Genomic DNA, 14786 nt, shown 5'->3' with positions numbered 1-14786 from the left:
GGTACCGGTTACGGCCCACCCCTGCCGGCCAGCTCCGTGTCCGCGACGAAGATCCGGAGCGGGTTCTCGTTCCTCGAAGGACCGGTCTGGATCGCCGACGGCGGCTACCTGCTGATGTCCGACATGGCCGCGGGCACCGGGCCGAACAACGTGCAGCCCTCCACGATCCGCCGGTTCACCCCGCCGGCGACCTTCGACACCTTCGTCGCCGACGCCGGCAGCAACGGCCTGGCGCTCAGTCCCGACGCCCAGCAGATCATCGCCGCCACCCACGACCAGCGGAACGTCTCCGCGTACCGGCTGAGCGACCAGGCCCGCAGCACCGTCACCGCCGGCTACCAGGGCCGGTCGTTCAATTCCCCCAACGACGTCACGGTCCGCTCCGACGGCGTCGTCTACTTCACCGACCCCACCTTCCAGCGCGGCAACCGACCCGACCAGATGAGCGGACGTACCAGCGTCTTCCGCGTCTCCGGCGGCCAGGTGTCGCTGGTGGACGACCGGCTGCGGCAACCCAACGGCATCGCGCTCTCCCCGGACGGCAGCACGCTCTACGTGGGCGCCTACGCCGAGAACAAGATCTACAAGTACGTCGTGCAGCCCGACGGCAGCACCGGCGCCCGCAGCGTCTTCGTGAACTACCTCGGCGGTCCCGACGGGGCCACCGTCGACTGCGCCGGCAACGTGTACTGGGCCTCCGGCTCGGACGGGCTGATCCACGTCTACTCGCCCGCCGGCGCGCAGCTCGGCACGATCCGCTCCGGCGGCGCCGGCACCACCAACGTGGCGTTCGGCGGACCCGACCGGCAGACGCTCTACGTCACCTCCGGCCGAACCAACGACTCCGGGTTGTACAGCGTGCGACTCAACGTCCCCGGCTACCCGTACTGACCAAGAACCCCCGGAAGGAAGAACACCCGTGCGGATTCGTCCTCACCAATCCCGACACCGCGTCCCGCTCGCCCTGCTGATCTGCGCCGGCACCATCCTGACCGGCGTACCCGCCAACGCCGCGCCGGCCGCACCGGCGACCGGGAGCCGGCCAGCGGCCCGGCTCGCCGCCGACACCAGCCCGCCCACCCGGCCGACCGGCCTGCGCAGCACCCGGCTGACCTGCCAGTCCGTCACGCTCTCCTGGTACGCCTCCCGGGACAACGTCGGCGTCGCCTTCTACGACATCTACCACGACGGCCAGCTCGTCACCTCGGTCCCGGGACGGACGCTGACCGCCACGCTCGGCGTCGTGCAGGGTGTCACCTGGGGCTGGTACGTCAACGCCCGCGACGCCGCCGGCAACGTCTCGCAGGCCAGCTCCACGCTCCCGGTCACCCCGCCGTTCTGCCAGCAGGACACGTCTGCGCCCAGCGCGCCGACCAACCTGGCCGCGACGGTCAACGGCACGGACGTGACGCTCACCTGGTCGGCCTCCACCGACAACGTCGCGGTCACCGGCTACACCATCCTGCGCAACGGTACGGCGGTCGGCTCCACCACCGGCACCGCCGGCAACCCGCCGGCGACCACGTTCACCGACACCGGGCTGACGCCCGACACCGACTACCGGTACACCGTGACCGCCCGGGACGCCCAGGGCAATGTCTCGGGCACGAGCGCCGCGGTCACCGCGCACACCGGCTCGGGCTGCACGAGCCCGATCTGCGGCGCCACTGCGGTCACCACCGAGAAGGACCTGCCCTGGGGCCTGGTGCAACTGCCCGACGGCACGGTCCTCTACGGCCGGCGCGACCTGTTCGACATCGTCGCCATGAACCCGGACGGCACCGGCAAGCACAGCATCGGCACCGTGCCGAACGTGGCCGGCACCAACGGCGAGGGCGGCGTGCTCGGGCTGGCCGTCTCGGCCACCTTCACCACCGACCACTGGCTGTACATCTACCACACCACCACGACCGACAACCGGATCGTGCGCATCCGCTACGACGGCACGCTGCAGACCAACACCGAGCAGGTGCTCGTCACGGGAATCCCGCGCAACAAGTACCACAACGGCGGCCGGCTGCGCTTCGGCCCCGACGGCAAGCTCTACGCCGCCGCCGGCGACGGACAGAACCCGGACGTCGCCCAGGACACCAACAACCTGGGCGGCAAGGTGCTGCGGCTCAACCCGGACGGCACGGTGCCGGCGGACAACCCCTTCGGCAACTACGTGTGGAGCTACGGCCACCGCAACCCGCAGGGACTCGCCTTCGACTCCCAGGGTCGGCTCTTCGAGCAGGAGTTCGGCAACAACGTCATGGACGAGACCAACATCGTCGTCAAGGGCGGCAACTACGGCTGGCCCGCCTGCGAGGGCACCTCCGGCAACTGCGCCAACCCGAACTTCAGGGCCCCGGTCCGGACGTACCCGGTGGCCGACGCCTCGTGCAGCGGCATCGCGATCGTCCGGGACGTGCTCTACATCGCCTGCCTGCGTGGCAACCGGATGTACCGTGCGGAGATCAGCGGCAACACGCTCACCAACGTCCAGCAGTACTTCGTCGGTACGTACTTCCGGCTGCGCACCGTCGAACCGACGGTCGACGGCAACCTGTGGCTGACCACGAGCACCGGCGGGGACAAGGACAGCATCCCGAACAACAGCAACGAGAAGATCCTCAAGGTGACCCTCGGTGGGGCGGCATCCGGCCCCACCAGCTGACGGCGAGCCGGGAATCCGGCACCGCCGGCCCTCGGAGGGCGCCCGCGGCGCGCGGGCACCCTCCGAGCGGGCTGCACCGAGCTTCGTGCGGCTGGACATGCACGGTTTCCGCGCACCGGGCGAGGTTTGCCTCCGCGATCTTCAGGCTGCTGAACAGGGGCGGGATGCGTCGGAGGCCGTGCGGTGCGTACAGTTCCGGGTCGGACTTGGGGTGGGCCGGGTGGTTCCGGCGCAGGGAACGGGACGAGACAGCGACGCATGACGGCGGACAACATTACCGAAAACGGTCAAGGCGGCATTGACCGCGGACGGCTGGAGACCTGCCTCAGCGTCTTCGAGGCGTTGGAATCCCTGCCTTCCGATCACCCCGACGTGGTGCGGGTGCAACGGGCCACCGCGAAGCTCTACAAGGTGATCAAGCAGCGGCGACGCGAGGAACGGCGGGATGCCATCGCGGCGGCCGACCGCGCGGTGACGGCGGCCACCGCCACCGGCGCACCGGGCCGGATCGACGACGAGACCCAGGGCATCCCGCTCGCCTCCCCCACCGCCGGTGCCACGGCCGGCTTCCTGCACAATCCGCGCGGCTGCTACGTCTGCAAGCAGCGCTACCACGAGGTGGACGCCTTCTACCATCAGCTCTGCCCGCCCTGCGCCAGGCTCAACCGGGAGCGCCGCGACGCCCGCACCGACCTGACCGGCCGGCGCGCGCTGCTCACCGGCGGCCGAGCCAAGATCGGCATGTACATCGCGCTGCGGCTGCTGCGCGACGGCGCGCACACCACGGTAACCACGCGGTTCCCACACGACGCGGTCCGCCGATTCGCCGCGATGCCGGACAGCGGGGACTGGCTGCACCGCCTGCGGGTCGTCGGGATCGACCTGCGCGACCCCGCCCAGGTGATCGCCCTCGCCGACTCGGTCAGCGCCCAGGGACCACTCGACATCCTGATCAACAATGCGGCGCAGACCGTCCGCCGCACGCCCGGGGCGTACGCGCAGCTCGTCGCCGCGGAGGCGGCGGCCCTGCCGGACGGCCCCCTGCCGGAGCTGATCACGTTCGCCAAACCTGCCGGCCAGGGCGACCCGGCGGGAATGATCGCCTCACCCCGGTCGGCCACGGTCACCCCGCAGGCGCTCACCGCGTTGGCGCTGACCAGCGGCTCCGCGTCGCCGGAACGGATCGCGGCAGCCACCGCCATCGACGCCGGCGGTCTGGTGCCGGACCTCGATCCGGTCAACAGCTGGGTGCAGCGGGTGCACGAGGTGGACCCGGTCGAGCTGCTCGAAGTGCAGCTGTGCAACGTGACCGCGCCGTTCGTGCTGGTCAGCCGACTTCGACCGGCGATGGCCGCGGCGACCGCCCGCCGGAAGTACGTGGTGAACGTGTCGGCGATGGAGGGCCAGTTCGCCCGCGGTTACAAGGGGCCGGGGCACCCGCACACCAACATGGCCAAGGCCGCGCTGAACATGCTCACCCGGACCAGCGCCCAGGAGATGCTGGCCGACGGCATCCTCATGACCAGCGTCGACACCGGCTGGATCACCGACGAGCGGCCCCACCCGACGAAGATGCGGTTGGCGGACGCCGGCTTCCACGCCCCGCTGGACCTGGTAGACGGCGCGGCCCGGGTCTACGACCCGATCGTCCGCGGCGAACAGGGCGAAGACCTGTACGGCTGCTTCCTGAAGGACTACGCGCCCTGCGCCTGGTGATCGGCGCGCCCATGATTCAGAGGTCGAGCTGGGCGGAGAGTTCGGCCGGCTCGACCGGGCGGCCGCCCTCCAGCGCCGATCGGCGGACTGCCTCCATCAGGCAGAACGTCTCGATTCCTTCGACCAGGTCCGGGGTGTGGTCGGCGCCCGACGTGAGCGCGTCGGCGAAGTACTGCAGGTAGTTGGCGAACTCCCCGTAGTGCATGCCGTGCACCTCGTTGTTGAAGTGGTAGTGGCGGTACTCGTAGAGCATGTCCTCCACCACCTCGGTGCCGTCCGGCGCGGTGTGCAGGTAGCGCATGTCGTGGTACTGCGCCATGGACGTGCCGGTCGAGCCGTACAGCAGGCACTCGATCGAGTTGCGGGCCCGGGGTAGTTCGTGCATGCCGTAGTGGCCGAACACCCGGCCGAGCCGCCCGTCCGCGGTCACCGCGTTGACCGAGTAGATGTCGTACGACGCGCAGCCGTGCGCGCGGGCCAGCGCCGAGCGGGTGCCCACGGCCGACACGGACGCGATCGGTCCGAGATACCAGCGCAGCAGGTCCAGCGGGTGGCTCAGGCCCAGGTACACCCAGTCGGTGTCGCCGACGATCCATGGCGCCCGGTCGTAATACCAGTCCATCCGATGCGTGTAGTGCGCCTCCACCACCTCGACCTCGCCCACCTCGCCGCGCTCGTACGCCGTGCGCTGCCGCCGGAACGACTCGAAGAACCGGGTGGACTGGCCGACCAGCAGCCGCCGTCCGGTGCGCCGGGCCGCCGCGAGCACCTCTCGAGCCGCCGCGAGGTCGTTCACGATCGGCTTGGTGCACACCACGTCCTTGCCGGCCTCGAATGCCGCCACGATGTGCTCGGCGTGCAAGTGGTCCGGCGTGTAGACGCCGACGATCCGCACATCGTCGCGAGCCAGCAGCTCGGGGTAGGAGGTCGTCATGGCCACCTCGGGCACCTCGGCGCCGACCTCGGCCAGGGTGGCGGGGTCGAGGTCGCACCCGGCAACCGGCCGCACGCTGCGGGTCCGGTACGCGGCCAGCAGGGCGGTCCGCCCCTCGTGCAGGCCGACCACCCCCAGGCCGAGTCGCTGTTCCGGCGGCACGGACTCGTCCCGGGGGTACGAGTGGGTGCCGCGGGCCACCCGGGGAAAGTGGCTCATCGGTCCTCCTCGGTGCGGTGGACCGTCGCCCACACCTCGCGGTGCGCGTCCAGGTCCCGGGACTGCTTGCCGGCCTCGGCCAGATCCAGGACGACGGTGGTGATCTGGTGGGCGCGCAGGTGGACGGTGACCCGGGAGGCGCCGTCGACCGCTCGTACCGACAGCGGTTCGCGCAGTTCGCCGAGGACGCTGGCCCGCCAGGCCCGGGCGACGGTGCCGGTCACCACGAGGTCGGCGTCGCCGTCGTCACCGTCGAACTCGACCAGCCGGACCATCACCGGCCGGTCCAGCGTCGCGGTGGCATGTTCCGGCAGCCCGGCTCCGGCGTACCCGGTCTCCCGGTAGACCGCGGTGACCGCGGCCCCGGGCCGGCCGTCGAGCCGGACCAGGGACAGCGCCGGCGGCAGCTCACCGCCGTCGACAGCCGGCCGGACCGTCAGGACCGGCCGGGTGAACTCCTGTGCCAGCCGCCACCGGGCGGCCGGGGTGAGGCCGTCGTGCGCCAGCACCCGGGCCCGGGCGTGCAGCTCGGCGGTGAAGTGCTGCTCGTCCCAGGGGTCGCGCATGGACAGCACGTTCCAGGCGCCCCGCTCGGCGCGCAGGAAACCCTGGCTGCCATCGTGCAGCCAGAGCAGCCCGGCGCCGTCGGCGTCGAGCAGGTCGATCAGTTGCAACCCGGTGAACGGGTCGACGACCTCTTCGAACACCTGCGGCGAGGTCATCCAGTCGCCGGTCGGATACTTGCGTTGGTACCGGCCGCGGCCGTTCACCGGGCCGAGCGCGTACGGGGTGTCGTGCCAGACTGTCCGCACCTGCAGTTCCGGCTCCACCAGCGTCATCAGGCTGGCATGGTGCCGGCCGTCCGGCGGTGCCACCGCGGCCGAGTCGAACGACAGGTCCACCGCGTCCAGCTCCGGTGCGAGCGTCACGGTCAGCTGGATCTCGTCGCCGGCCGGCGACCCGAGCGCCAGCACCACCCGGTCCGATTCGACGCGTACCGCGGTCGGGACGTACCGGTGCTCGACGCCGCCACGTTCGCAGCGCAGGCCGCCCAGTCCGGCCGGTCCGCAGCCCAGGCCGCCGACGTCGGTGACGACCCCGCGGCGTCGGTCCACCACCACCTGGAAGTCGCCCCGGCGCAGCGTGACGGCGTCGCCGTCGTCGACAACCGTCACGGCCGGGGCGGCGCGGTGACCGTCGACCGCGTCGCCGTCGTCGTCGTCGTCGAGAACGGTCCAGCCGACCGCCGGCACCTCGACTCGGCGGCCGTCGCGCACCACCGACCGGGCCCAGCCGAGCGGGTTGACCAACACGGTCCGGCCGGCGGGGCCGGGCGTCCGGCCCGCGATGCCGGCCACGGTGCGGTCCAGCACCGCGCGGGCCAGTGCCTGCCCCCGGTCCAGGCCGGCGCGGCCCACGTGCCCGCAGAGCCCTTCACACTCGTCGTTGTCGTGATGCTGGAAGGCCAGCAGTTCCCGCCAGCCCTCCTCCAGCTCCCAGATCGGGTAGACGTCCCAGTGCGGGTACGGCCGACCGAGCCGGCCGGCCAGCACCGACAGCGCCTCGGCGGCCAGCAGCGTCTGCTCGGTCTCGCGGCTGCGCCGGTGCCCGAGGTCGCCGTTCTTGCCCAGGCTCATCCCGTGGAAGACATCATCCATCGTGTACCTGCGAACCGGGGCGTGCGGGCCGACGGCCGCCAGCACCTCGGCGAGGGTGCCGAACCGGATGTCCAGCCCCGGCGTGGACAGCAACTCGTTCATGCCGTCGAGCAGCAGCTCGGAGCGGCACATCCAGTCCGGCGACGGAAGCAGCTCCAGCCATTGCTGGATCACCGGCGCCGGCGACTCCGTCAGCAGGGGATGCTCCTTGAGCGCGGTGAAGTCCTCCGGCCACTGGTGGAGATTCAACGGGCCGCGCGGGGTGGCGAGGATCCGGGTCCCGTCCACGCCCTCCCACCAGATCGCCGGAGCGTCCTCCGCCGGCACGTGCGGGGTGTGCCAGGTCCACTGGAAGAACAGCGAGGCGTACCGGTGGCCGGTGTCGGCCAACAGCTGCGGCAGCTGCGGGTAGAAGGAGAATTCCTCTTCCCAGTAGCTGACCGGCCGGACCCCCAGCAACCGGCGAACCGCTCGGACCCCGTAGGTCAGCTGACGCACCGCCGACTCGCCGTGGTGGAACAGCGGGTACGGCTGGCCGTAGCTGGCCCCGACGACCTCGATCGTGCCCGCCGCGACAGCGGCTCGCAGCTGCGCGAGCGCCTCCGGTTCCTCGGCGGCCATGCGTTCGTAGCCGACGGCGTCGAAGTTGAGGTTGCCCCGGGCGCCGGTGGCGGCGGTGAAGGCGAGCATGTCGCGGACGGACGCGCCCAGTACGCCGTATCCCCACAGCCACTGCATGTCGACCCAGTGGAAGTGGTTGCCGAAGGTGTACCAGACCGGTCGGCCACCGCCGGCGCTCTCGCTCACGGATTCGTCCACTGTCACTTGCTCACTCCCTCGGTGATGTCGGCATCGACGGGCTCCCGTCCCCGGTCGACCGCGTGCGGGCGGGCGCCCGACCGGGTGACCGCGCGGGAGCCGGCGGCCACGCCGGCGCCGACCGCGGTCGCCAGGTCGGCCCCGCCGGCCAGGGCCACCGCCAGCGCGCCGACGAACGCGTCGCCTGCCCCCACCGTGTCGACGACCGGCACCGCGGGGGCGGGACAGCGTCCGGGCCGTCCGTGCGGCCCGGCGAACACCGCGCCCGCCGCGCCGAGAGTGACCACCACGGCGCAGCCGGCCCGCCCGGCGGCGGTGCCGGCGGCCTCCGGCGTCCGGATCTCGGCGCCGAACACGGCGTGGGCCTCGCTCTCGTTGACCACGAGTACGTCGAGCGCGGCCAGCAGGTCGGGAGCCAGTGCCGCGGCGGGAGCGGCGTTGCACACCGATCGCGCACCGGCGGCGCGGGCCGCGACGACCAGTGCCCGGACCGCCGGCTGCGGCACTTCGAGCTGGCAGACCGCCACGTCGCCGGGACCGAGGCCGACGGCTGCGCGGCGTGCGTCGTCGACGTCGACGGCACCGTTGGCGCCGGCCGCCACGGCGATGAGATTCTCCCCCGCGGCGTCGACCAGGATCAGTGCGGTGCCGCTGGGCTCGTCGGTGTCGACAGTCACGTCGCCGGTGTCCACGCCGGCTGCCGTCAGGTCCGCCCGCATCCGGCGGCCGTACCCGTCGTCTCCGACTCGGCCGACCATTCGCACGCCCGGCCCGGTGGGTCCCGCGGCGTCGGCCGCGGCGACCGCCTGGTTGGCGCCCTTCCCGCCGCTGTGCACGCGCAGCCGTCCGCCGAGGACGGTCTGCCCGGCGGCGGGCAGCACCGGCACGTCCAGCACCAGGTCGGTGTTGAGGCTGCCGAACACGACGACGTCAGGCATGGGTGGGCTCCCTCGGGGGTGCGGCGTCTACGGCAACGGCGGCAGGTGCCGCCTAGGCGAGTGGCACGAAGACCCGCATTTCGCCGGGCGTCCGGTTGGCCCACGCGAAGTACGGGACCGCCGTGACGTTCACGCCCGAGGTCGGGGCGGCCGGCTCGCGGTACGGGCGGTACAGGGGCCCGTCGTCGACCGGGGCGGCACCGGCCTGGGCGCTCAGCGTGCAGACGCCGCCCAGCAGCTCCGGTTCGTGCGCCACGGTCCACCGCTCGGCGCCGGTGAGCCGGATGTCGGCCACGGCCGTGCCGTGATGGTCGGCCTGTTCGAGGCAGTAGACCAGCGGGCCCATGGCCAGCGCCGCCCGGTGGTGGACGGCGCTCACCCGGGGATGGCCGACGAGGGTCCGGACCTCGGTCGGGAGGCTCACCTCGACGGTGTCGCCGGCCGACCAGGTTCGGCGCAGCGCGATCCGCCGCCGGCCCGTGTCGAGCGCGACGGGCTCGCCGTTGACCCGGACCGTCACGTCCGCTCCGGCCCAGCCGGGTACCGGCAGGGTCACTGTGAACTCCCGGGACTCGGCCGGGTCGACGGTGAGGCGTACCTCGCCGCGCCACGGCAGTTCGGTCGCCAGGCCGAGGCGTACCGGAGTGCCGTCGGCCAGCCCCAGCTCGGCCTGGTTGCCGATGTAGAGCTGCACCTGGATGCCGTCGTCGTCGGTGGTGTAGAGGTAACCGGGCAGCGAGGCCAGCAGCCGGGCGATGTTCGGCGGGCAGCAGGCGCAGCTGAACCACTCCGCACGCCGGTGCCGGCCGGCGTCCGCGAGCGGGTTCTGGTAGAAGAACTCGGTGCCCGACAGCGACAGCCCGGGCAGCACGCCGTTGTGCAGCGCGGTCTCCACCGCGTCGCGGTACTGCGGCTCGCCGGTGAGCAGCAGCAGCCGCCAGGCCAGGAAGATGTGCGCGATGGCGGCGCAGGTCTCGTTGTACGACCGGTCGGGCAGTTCGTACGCGTCGCCGAACGCCTCACCGTCCCAGCGTGCCCCCACCCCGCCGGTCACCGCGGTCTTGGCGCCGGACAGGTCGGCCCAGAGCCGTTCCAACGCGGCCCGCAGCTCGGGGTCGCCGGTCTCCAGGACCACGTCGGCCATGCCGGAGTACAGGTACAGCGCGCGTACGGCGTGCCCGGTGACCCGGTCCTGCTGGCGCACCGGCTGGTGGTCGACGAGGTACTCGCTGCCGTCCAGCACTCCCCTGCCGCGCGAGTCGAGCTGCCACGTGGCCAGCGTCAGCCAGCGCTCGTCGCCGGTGGTGCGGTACAGCTCGACCAGCGCCATCTCCAACCCGGGGTGCCCGCAGGCACCGGGTACCTGCCCGGGGGTGAACCGTTCGGCGATGTGGGCGCAGGCCCGCAGTGCGACGTCCAGCAGGGTGGTCCGGCCGGTGGCCCGCACGTGTGCCACGGCCGCCGCCACCAGGTGCCCGACGCAGTACATCTCGTGCCGCACCACCAGGTCGGTCCAGCGCTCGTGCACTCGGTCGACGGAGAAGTAGGTGTTGAGGTAGCCGTCCGGCTCCTGGGCCCCCGCCACCAGTTCGATGACCGAGTCGAGCCGGTCGGCGAGTTCCTCGGAGGGGTGCGTGGCCATGCTCCAGGAGGCGGCTTCGATCCACTTGTAGACGTCCGAGTCGGAGTAGTACCGGCCGCTGAAGTCGCCGTCCGCGCTGCCGGCCGCGCGTGCGAAGTTGCGCAGCGCGCCGGTGGTCTCGCACTGAGCGTGTTGGGCGGGGATGGTCACCTCGCGGTTGCGCCGCAGCCGGGGTGCCCAGAAGTCGTCGGTGATCCGGACGTCCGGTGCGGAGACCGGACGCAGCCGGGCGTGGCGGCTGGCCGAGGTGTCGACGACGGGTCCGGGATGCTTGTCTGCCATGCGTGCTCCAGGGCGGCTCGATGCGGCGCCGGGCCCGGCGGCCGGGCGCGGCGAGGGTTGACGGGTGCCGGTCGGGTCAGGCGTCGGGCACCAGTGGGCTGTCGTCCTGCCATTCGGTGCTGTCGGTGACCGGGGCCGGGCAGGAGGCGCGGACCGCCAGGGAACAGGGCAGCCGACGTACCCCGGGCTCGGGGTGACCGTCGATGGCCCGCAGCAGGCTCTCGGCGGCCAGCCGGCCCAGGCGGTAGAGGTTCATGTCCACCGAGCACAGGGGCGGGCGGGTGGCGGCGGCCAGCAGTGTCCAGTTGTCGAAGCCGACCAGCGCCACGTCCTGCGGGATGCGGATGCCGAGCGTGCCGAGGGCGTCGGCCACCCCGCGGCCGATCTGGTCGCTGCCGCAGAAGATGCCGTCGACGGCGCGGTCGGTCAGCAACCGCTGCGCCGCGGCGAAGCCGGCGCGTTCGGTGAAGGCCCCGTGGGTGATGAGGTGGTCGGGCAGCTCGAGGCCCTCCTCGGCGAGCGCCCGGCGCACGCCGGCGATGCGTTCCCGCACGGCCAGCACGGAGGCCGGTCCGGTGATGTGGACGATGCGCCGGCAGCCCTGCCGCAGCAGTTGCCGGCCGGCGAGCCAACCGCCGTGCTCGTCGTCCACGGTGAGGCTGCTGTCCTCCGGGTCGCTGGACGTCGTGTACGCGTACAGCACCGGGAACGGAAGGCTGCGCGGCAGCGGCGGTGCGGGGTCGGTGGCCCGGCCGGTCACGATCAGCCCGTCCACCCGGCGCGCCGCGAGCACGTCCAGGTAGTGCCGTTCCCGCACGGCGTCGCGGCGGGCGTCGCAGAGCAGCAGGCTCGCGGTGTCCACCGACAGGGCGTCCTCGACGCCACCCAGCAGCGGTGGGGTGAACCGGCCGTAGCCGTCCCGGGTCAGCAGGCCGACCGTGTACGTGCGGCCGGTGGTGAGGGAGCTGGCGTTGCGGTTGGGCCGGAAATCCAGCTGCCGGGCGACGTCGAGGATGCGTTGGCGGGTCTCGGGACGCATCCGGCCCTTGCCGTTGAGCCCCTTGGAGGCGGTGGCGACGGAGACGCCGGCGACGCGGGCGATGTCGCGGATCGTGGCGGCCACTACCACCCCTTCGAGCGAGTTGAAAAACCGATTGCGCAATCGGTTGGGAAACTTCGGGGGCCTTCTGAGACCCACGGCTTGCCGGGTTCGGCAGCAGATGGCTATCGAAAGTAGGGGCATTGACGTGGGAAATCCAGGGCCTGCCGGAAGAAATTTGCAATCGAACGCCGGCAATCGTCATCGACCGGTGGCGCTCGGTGAGAAACCGGTCGGTTCACGTTGGGAAACTGGTTTCCCTTGCTCTGACCGTTGACGACGTTTCACCTGGCTGGTTACGGTCCCTGCCAAGTTTTCCGGCGGAACGCTTCCGGCGGGTGAGGTGTCGACCCCCATCCGTGACCCGTGCTGTCTCCCGGCGCCCCCGGCCGGGCCCACCCGTCCCCCACGGCAGGAGCGAGATGAACGAGAACCAGATGCCGTCCGGCTTTCCCGCCGCGGCCGCCCGCGGCGCCTCGGTGAACCGCCGGACGCTGTTGCGGTGGGGCTTCGGCGCCGCCGCCGCGGTGACCGCCGCCCCGCTGCTGGCCGCGTGCGGCTCCGACGACGAGGCCGCCGCCGACGGCGAGGTGACCCTCAAGGTGGTGGGCTTCCAGGTGCCGCCCGAGGAGAAGGGCTCCGAGCTGGACAAGGCGTACCAGAAGTTCCTCGCCGATTTCCAGGCCCAGAACCCGAAGATCAAGATCCAGCCGATCCAGGCGCCGCCCAACTTCGACACCCAGATCATCGTCGACCTCGCCTCGGGCAGCGCCCCGGACCTGTGGTCGCAGGACGCATCCAGCCTGGCCCCGCTGATCCAGCGCAAGCTGCTGCTGGACATGCGCAAGGTCACCGCGAAGCTGCCCAGCCTGAGCACCGACCGGTTCTTCCCGCAGGTGCTGGAGATCCACAAGGGCGAGGACGGCGGGATCTACGGCCTGCCCAACGACTTCACCCCGATGGTCGTCTACTACAACCCCACGCTGTTCACCAAGGCGGGCGTACCGGTGCCCCAGGCCGGTTGGAGCTGGGACGACCAGCTGGCGGCCGCGCAGAAACTCACCCTGGACAACAAGGGCCGCAACCGGCTCGACCCCGCCTTCGACGAGGGCAACGTCGTGCAGTGGGGCTACCGGCTCAGCCAGTACGCCTACCAGTGGGTCTACCGGATCTGGCAGAACGGCGGCGACGTGATCTCGCCGGACAAGAAGACCGCCAACGGCTTCCTGGACGCCCCGGCCGCCATCGACGCCATCCAGTGGTACGCCGACCTGGTGCTCAAGCACAAGGTGGCGCCGTCGCCGTCGACGCTGGAGAAGCTGACCAACGCCTCCGACGCCAGTGCGCTGTTCGTGCAGGGCAAGTTCGCCATGTTCGACAGCGGCCACTGGTCGCTGGTGGGGCTCACCGGCGCCAAGGGCTACTCGCCGGACAAGGTGGCCGTGGTGCCGCAGCCCAAGCGGGCCACCGAGGCCACCGCGCTGTACGAGTCGAGCTTCGTGCTCCGGCACGACCTGCCGGCGGCGAAGTACAAGGCCGCCGCGCAGTTCATCGAGGCGGCCACCAGCCGCGGCTACCAGGACACCAAGGCCATCACCGGGATCGCCCTCGCCGCGAACTCCGAGTCGGCAAAGGCCAGCCTCGGCAGTGACCAGGCGAAGTTCGCCGAACTCGACAAGGTCTTCGTCGACGCCACCGCCAGCGGTCGACCCCCGTACGGCTCGAAGATCGGGGCCTACCCGACCATCGAGAAGGCGCTGGACGGGATGATGGAGCAGATCCTGCGCGGGGCGCCCGTGCGGGACCAGGTGGCCAAAACCATCACGGCGATCAACCGCGAGCTGGCCAAGCGATGAGCGTTTCACCCGCCGGCGCCGCGCTGGACGTACCCGCATCCCGCGGGGACCGACCGGCGCGGCGCCGCCGGCGCTCGGAGCGGGTGGGCTGGCTGTTCATCCTGCCGGCCACCGCCCATCTGGCGCTGTTCGCGCTGGTGCCGATCATCTTCAGCCTCTACCTGTCGTTCCACGAGTGGAGTTCGCCGAGCTTCCTCAGCGCGCCCTTCGTCGGCCTGGACAACTACCGGTCCCTACTGGGCGACGACCCGTTCTGGCACGCCATGTGGAACACGGCGTACTACACCCTCCTCTCGGTGCCGATCGGCATGGCGGTCAGCCTCGCCCTGGCCGTGCTGGTCAACCAGAAGCTGCGCGGGATGAACGTGTTCCGCGCCATCTTCTTCATGCCGGTGATCACCTCCTGGGTGGCCGTGTCGGTCATCTGGATCACGCTGCTCTCGCCGGACGCCGGGCTGGTCAACTACATGTTCGAGCTGCTGCACCTGCCCAAGCAGAGCTGGTTGGACGACCCGAACGCCGCGATGTTCGCCATCGTGCTGATCAACACCTGGAAGACCGCCGGGTTCAGCATGGTGATCTGGCTGGCCGGGCTGCAGGCCGTGCCCCCGGAGCTGATGGAAGCGGCGTCCATCGACGGGGCCGGAAAATGGCGGCAGTTCTGGCACGTCACCCTGCCGCTGCTGGCGCCCACCACGATCTTCCTGGTCATCACCGGCGTCATCGGCGGTTTCCAGGTGTTCACCCCCATGTACGTCATCACCGAGGGCGGGCCACTGGGCGCCACCGACGTGGCCGTCTACCACATCTACCAGCGGGCCTTCCAGGAGTTCTCGATGGGCTACGCCTCGGCGCAGGCCTGGGTGCTGTTCGCGGTGATCTTCCTGGTGACGCTGCTGCAACTGTGGTTCATCCGCCGACGTGGCGAGTCGAATCTCGTCTGACCCCTTCCCGCGACGGAGAG

Annotated in this window: 10 protein-coding genes; 5 read left to right on the top strand and 5 right to left on the bottom strand. The window is 71.5% G+C overall.

Features of this window, described 5'->3' with window-relative positions; genetic code table 11:
- Nucleotides 1-36 precede the first annotated feature (36 nt).
- The 3 genes from O7598_RS10085 to O7598_RS10075 all read left to right on the top strand — a co-directional run bounded on the left by O7598_RS10085 (nucleotide 37) and on the right by O7598_RS10075 (nucleotide 4375).
- On the top strand, nucleotides 37-891 hold the full coding sequence (locus O7598_RS10085; protein WP_269691047.1) for an SMP-30/gluconolactonase/LRE family protein: 855 nt from the start codon (nucleotides 37-39) through the stop codon (nucleotides 889-891).
- 28 nt (nucleotides 892-919) lie between these two features.
- A complete protein-coding gene (locus tag O7598_RS10080; protein ID WP_269691046.1) occupies nucleotides 920-2659 on the top strand; it encodes a PQQ-dependent sugar dehydrogenase in 1740 nt (579 codons plus the stop codon).
- A 258-nt stretch (nucleotides 2660-2917) separates the two neighbouring features.
- Nucleotides 2918-4375, top strand: a complete 1458-nt coding sequence (locus O7598_RS10075) for an SDR family oxidoreductase (RefSeq protein WP_269691045.1) — start codon at nucleotides 2918-2920, stop codon at nucleotides 4373-4375.
- A 16-nt stretch (nucleotides 4376-4391) separates the two neighbouring features.
- Here O7598_RS10075 and O7598_RS10070 read toward each other — a convergent pair whose 3' ends face one another.
- The 5 genes from O7598_RS10070 to O7598_RS10050 form a co-directional block, all read right to left on the bottom strand.
- Nucleotides 4392-5528 carry a Gfo/Idh/MocA family protein gene (locus tag O7598_RS10070; RefSeq protein WP_269691044.1) on the bottom strand — a complete coding sequence of 379 codons (1137 nt, stop codon included), beginning with the start codon at nucleotides 5526-5528 and terminating at the stop codon, nucleotides 4392-4394.
- On the bottom strand, nucleotides 5525-7993 hold the full coding sequence (locus O7598_RS10065) for a hypothetical protein (RefSeq protein ID WP_269691043.1): 2469 nt from the start codon (nucleotides 7991-7993) through the stop codon (nucleotides 5525-5527). The genes O7598_RS10070 and O7598_RS10065 overlap by 4 nt, the downstream gene beginning before the upstream one ends.
- Before the next feature lie 14 nt (nucleotides 7994-8007).
- The gene (locus O7598_RS10060) at nucleotides 8008-8943 is read right to left on the bottom strand and encodes a PfkB family carbohydrate kinase (RefSeq protein ID WP_269691042.1); all 936 of its coding nucleotides are present in this window, start codon (nucleotides 8941-8943) and stop codon (nucleotides 8008-8010) included.
- Nucleotides 8944-8995: 52 nt separating this feature from the next.
- Complete coding sequence (locus O7598_RS10055; protein ID WP_269691041.1) at nucleotides 8996-10867, bottom strand: glycoside hydrolase family 127 protein; 1872 nt, start codon at nucleotides 10865-10867, stop codon at nucleotides 8996-8998.
- Between the two features lie 76 nt (nucleotides 10868-10943).
- On the bottom strand, nucleotides 10944-11990 hold the full coding sequence (locus O7598_RS10050) for a LacI family DNA-binding transcriptional regulator (protein ID WP_269691040.1): 1047 nt from the start codon (nucleotides 11988-11990) through the stop codon (nucleotides 10944-10946).
- 398 nt (nucleotides 11991-12388) lie between these two features.
- Between O7598_RS10050 and O7598_RS10045 the strand changes: the two genes are divergently transcribed.
- Nucleotides 12389-13822, top strand: a complete 1434-nt coding sequence (locus tag O7598_RS10045) for an ABC transporter substrate-binding protein (RefSeq protein ID WP_269691039.1) — start codon at nucleotides 12389-12391, stop codon at nucleotides 13820-13822.
- Entirely contained in the window at nucleotides 13819-14766 is a 948-nt protein-coding gene (locus tag O7598_RS10040; RefSeq protein WP_269691038.1) for a carbohydrate ABC transporter permease, read from the top strand. The genes O7598_RS10045 and O7598_RS10040 overlap by 4 nt, the downstream gene beginning before the upstream one ends.
- Nucleotides 14767-14786: the final 20 nt, after the last annotated feature.

It is taken from the genome of Micromonospora sp. WMMC241, from assembly GCF_027460165.1.
Taxonomy (GTDB): Bacteria; Actinomycetota; Actinomycetes; order Mycobacteriales; family Micromonosporaceae; genus Micromonospora; species Micromonospora humi.
This window is presented reverse-complemented; position numbering and strand designations above follow the sequence as displayed.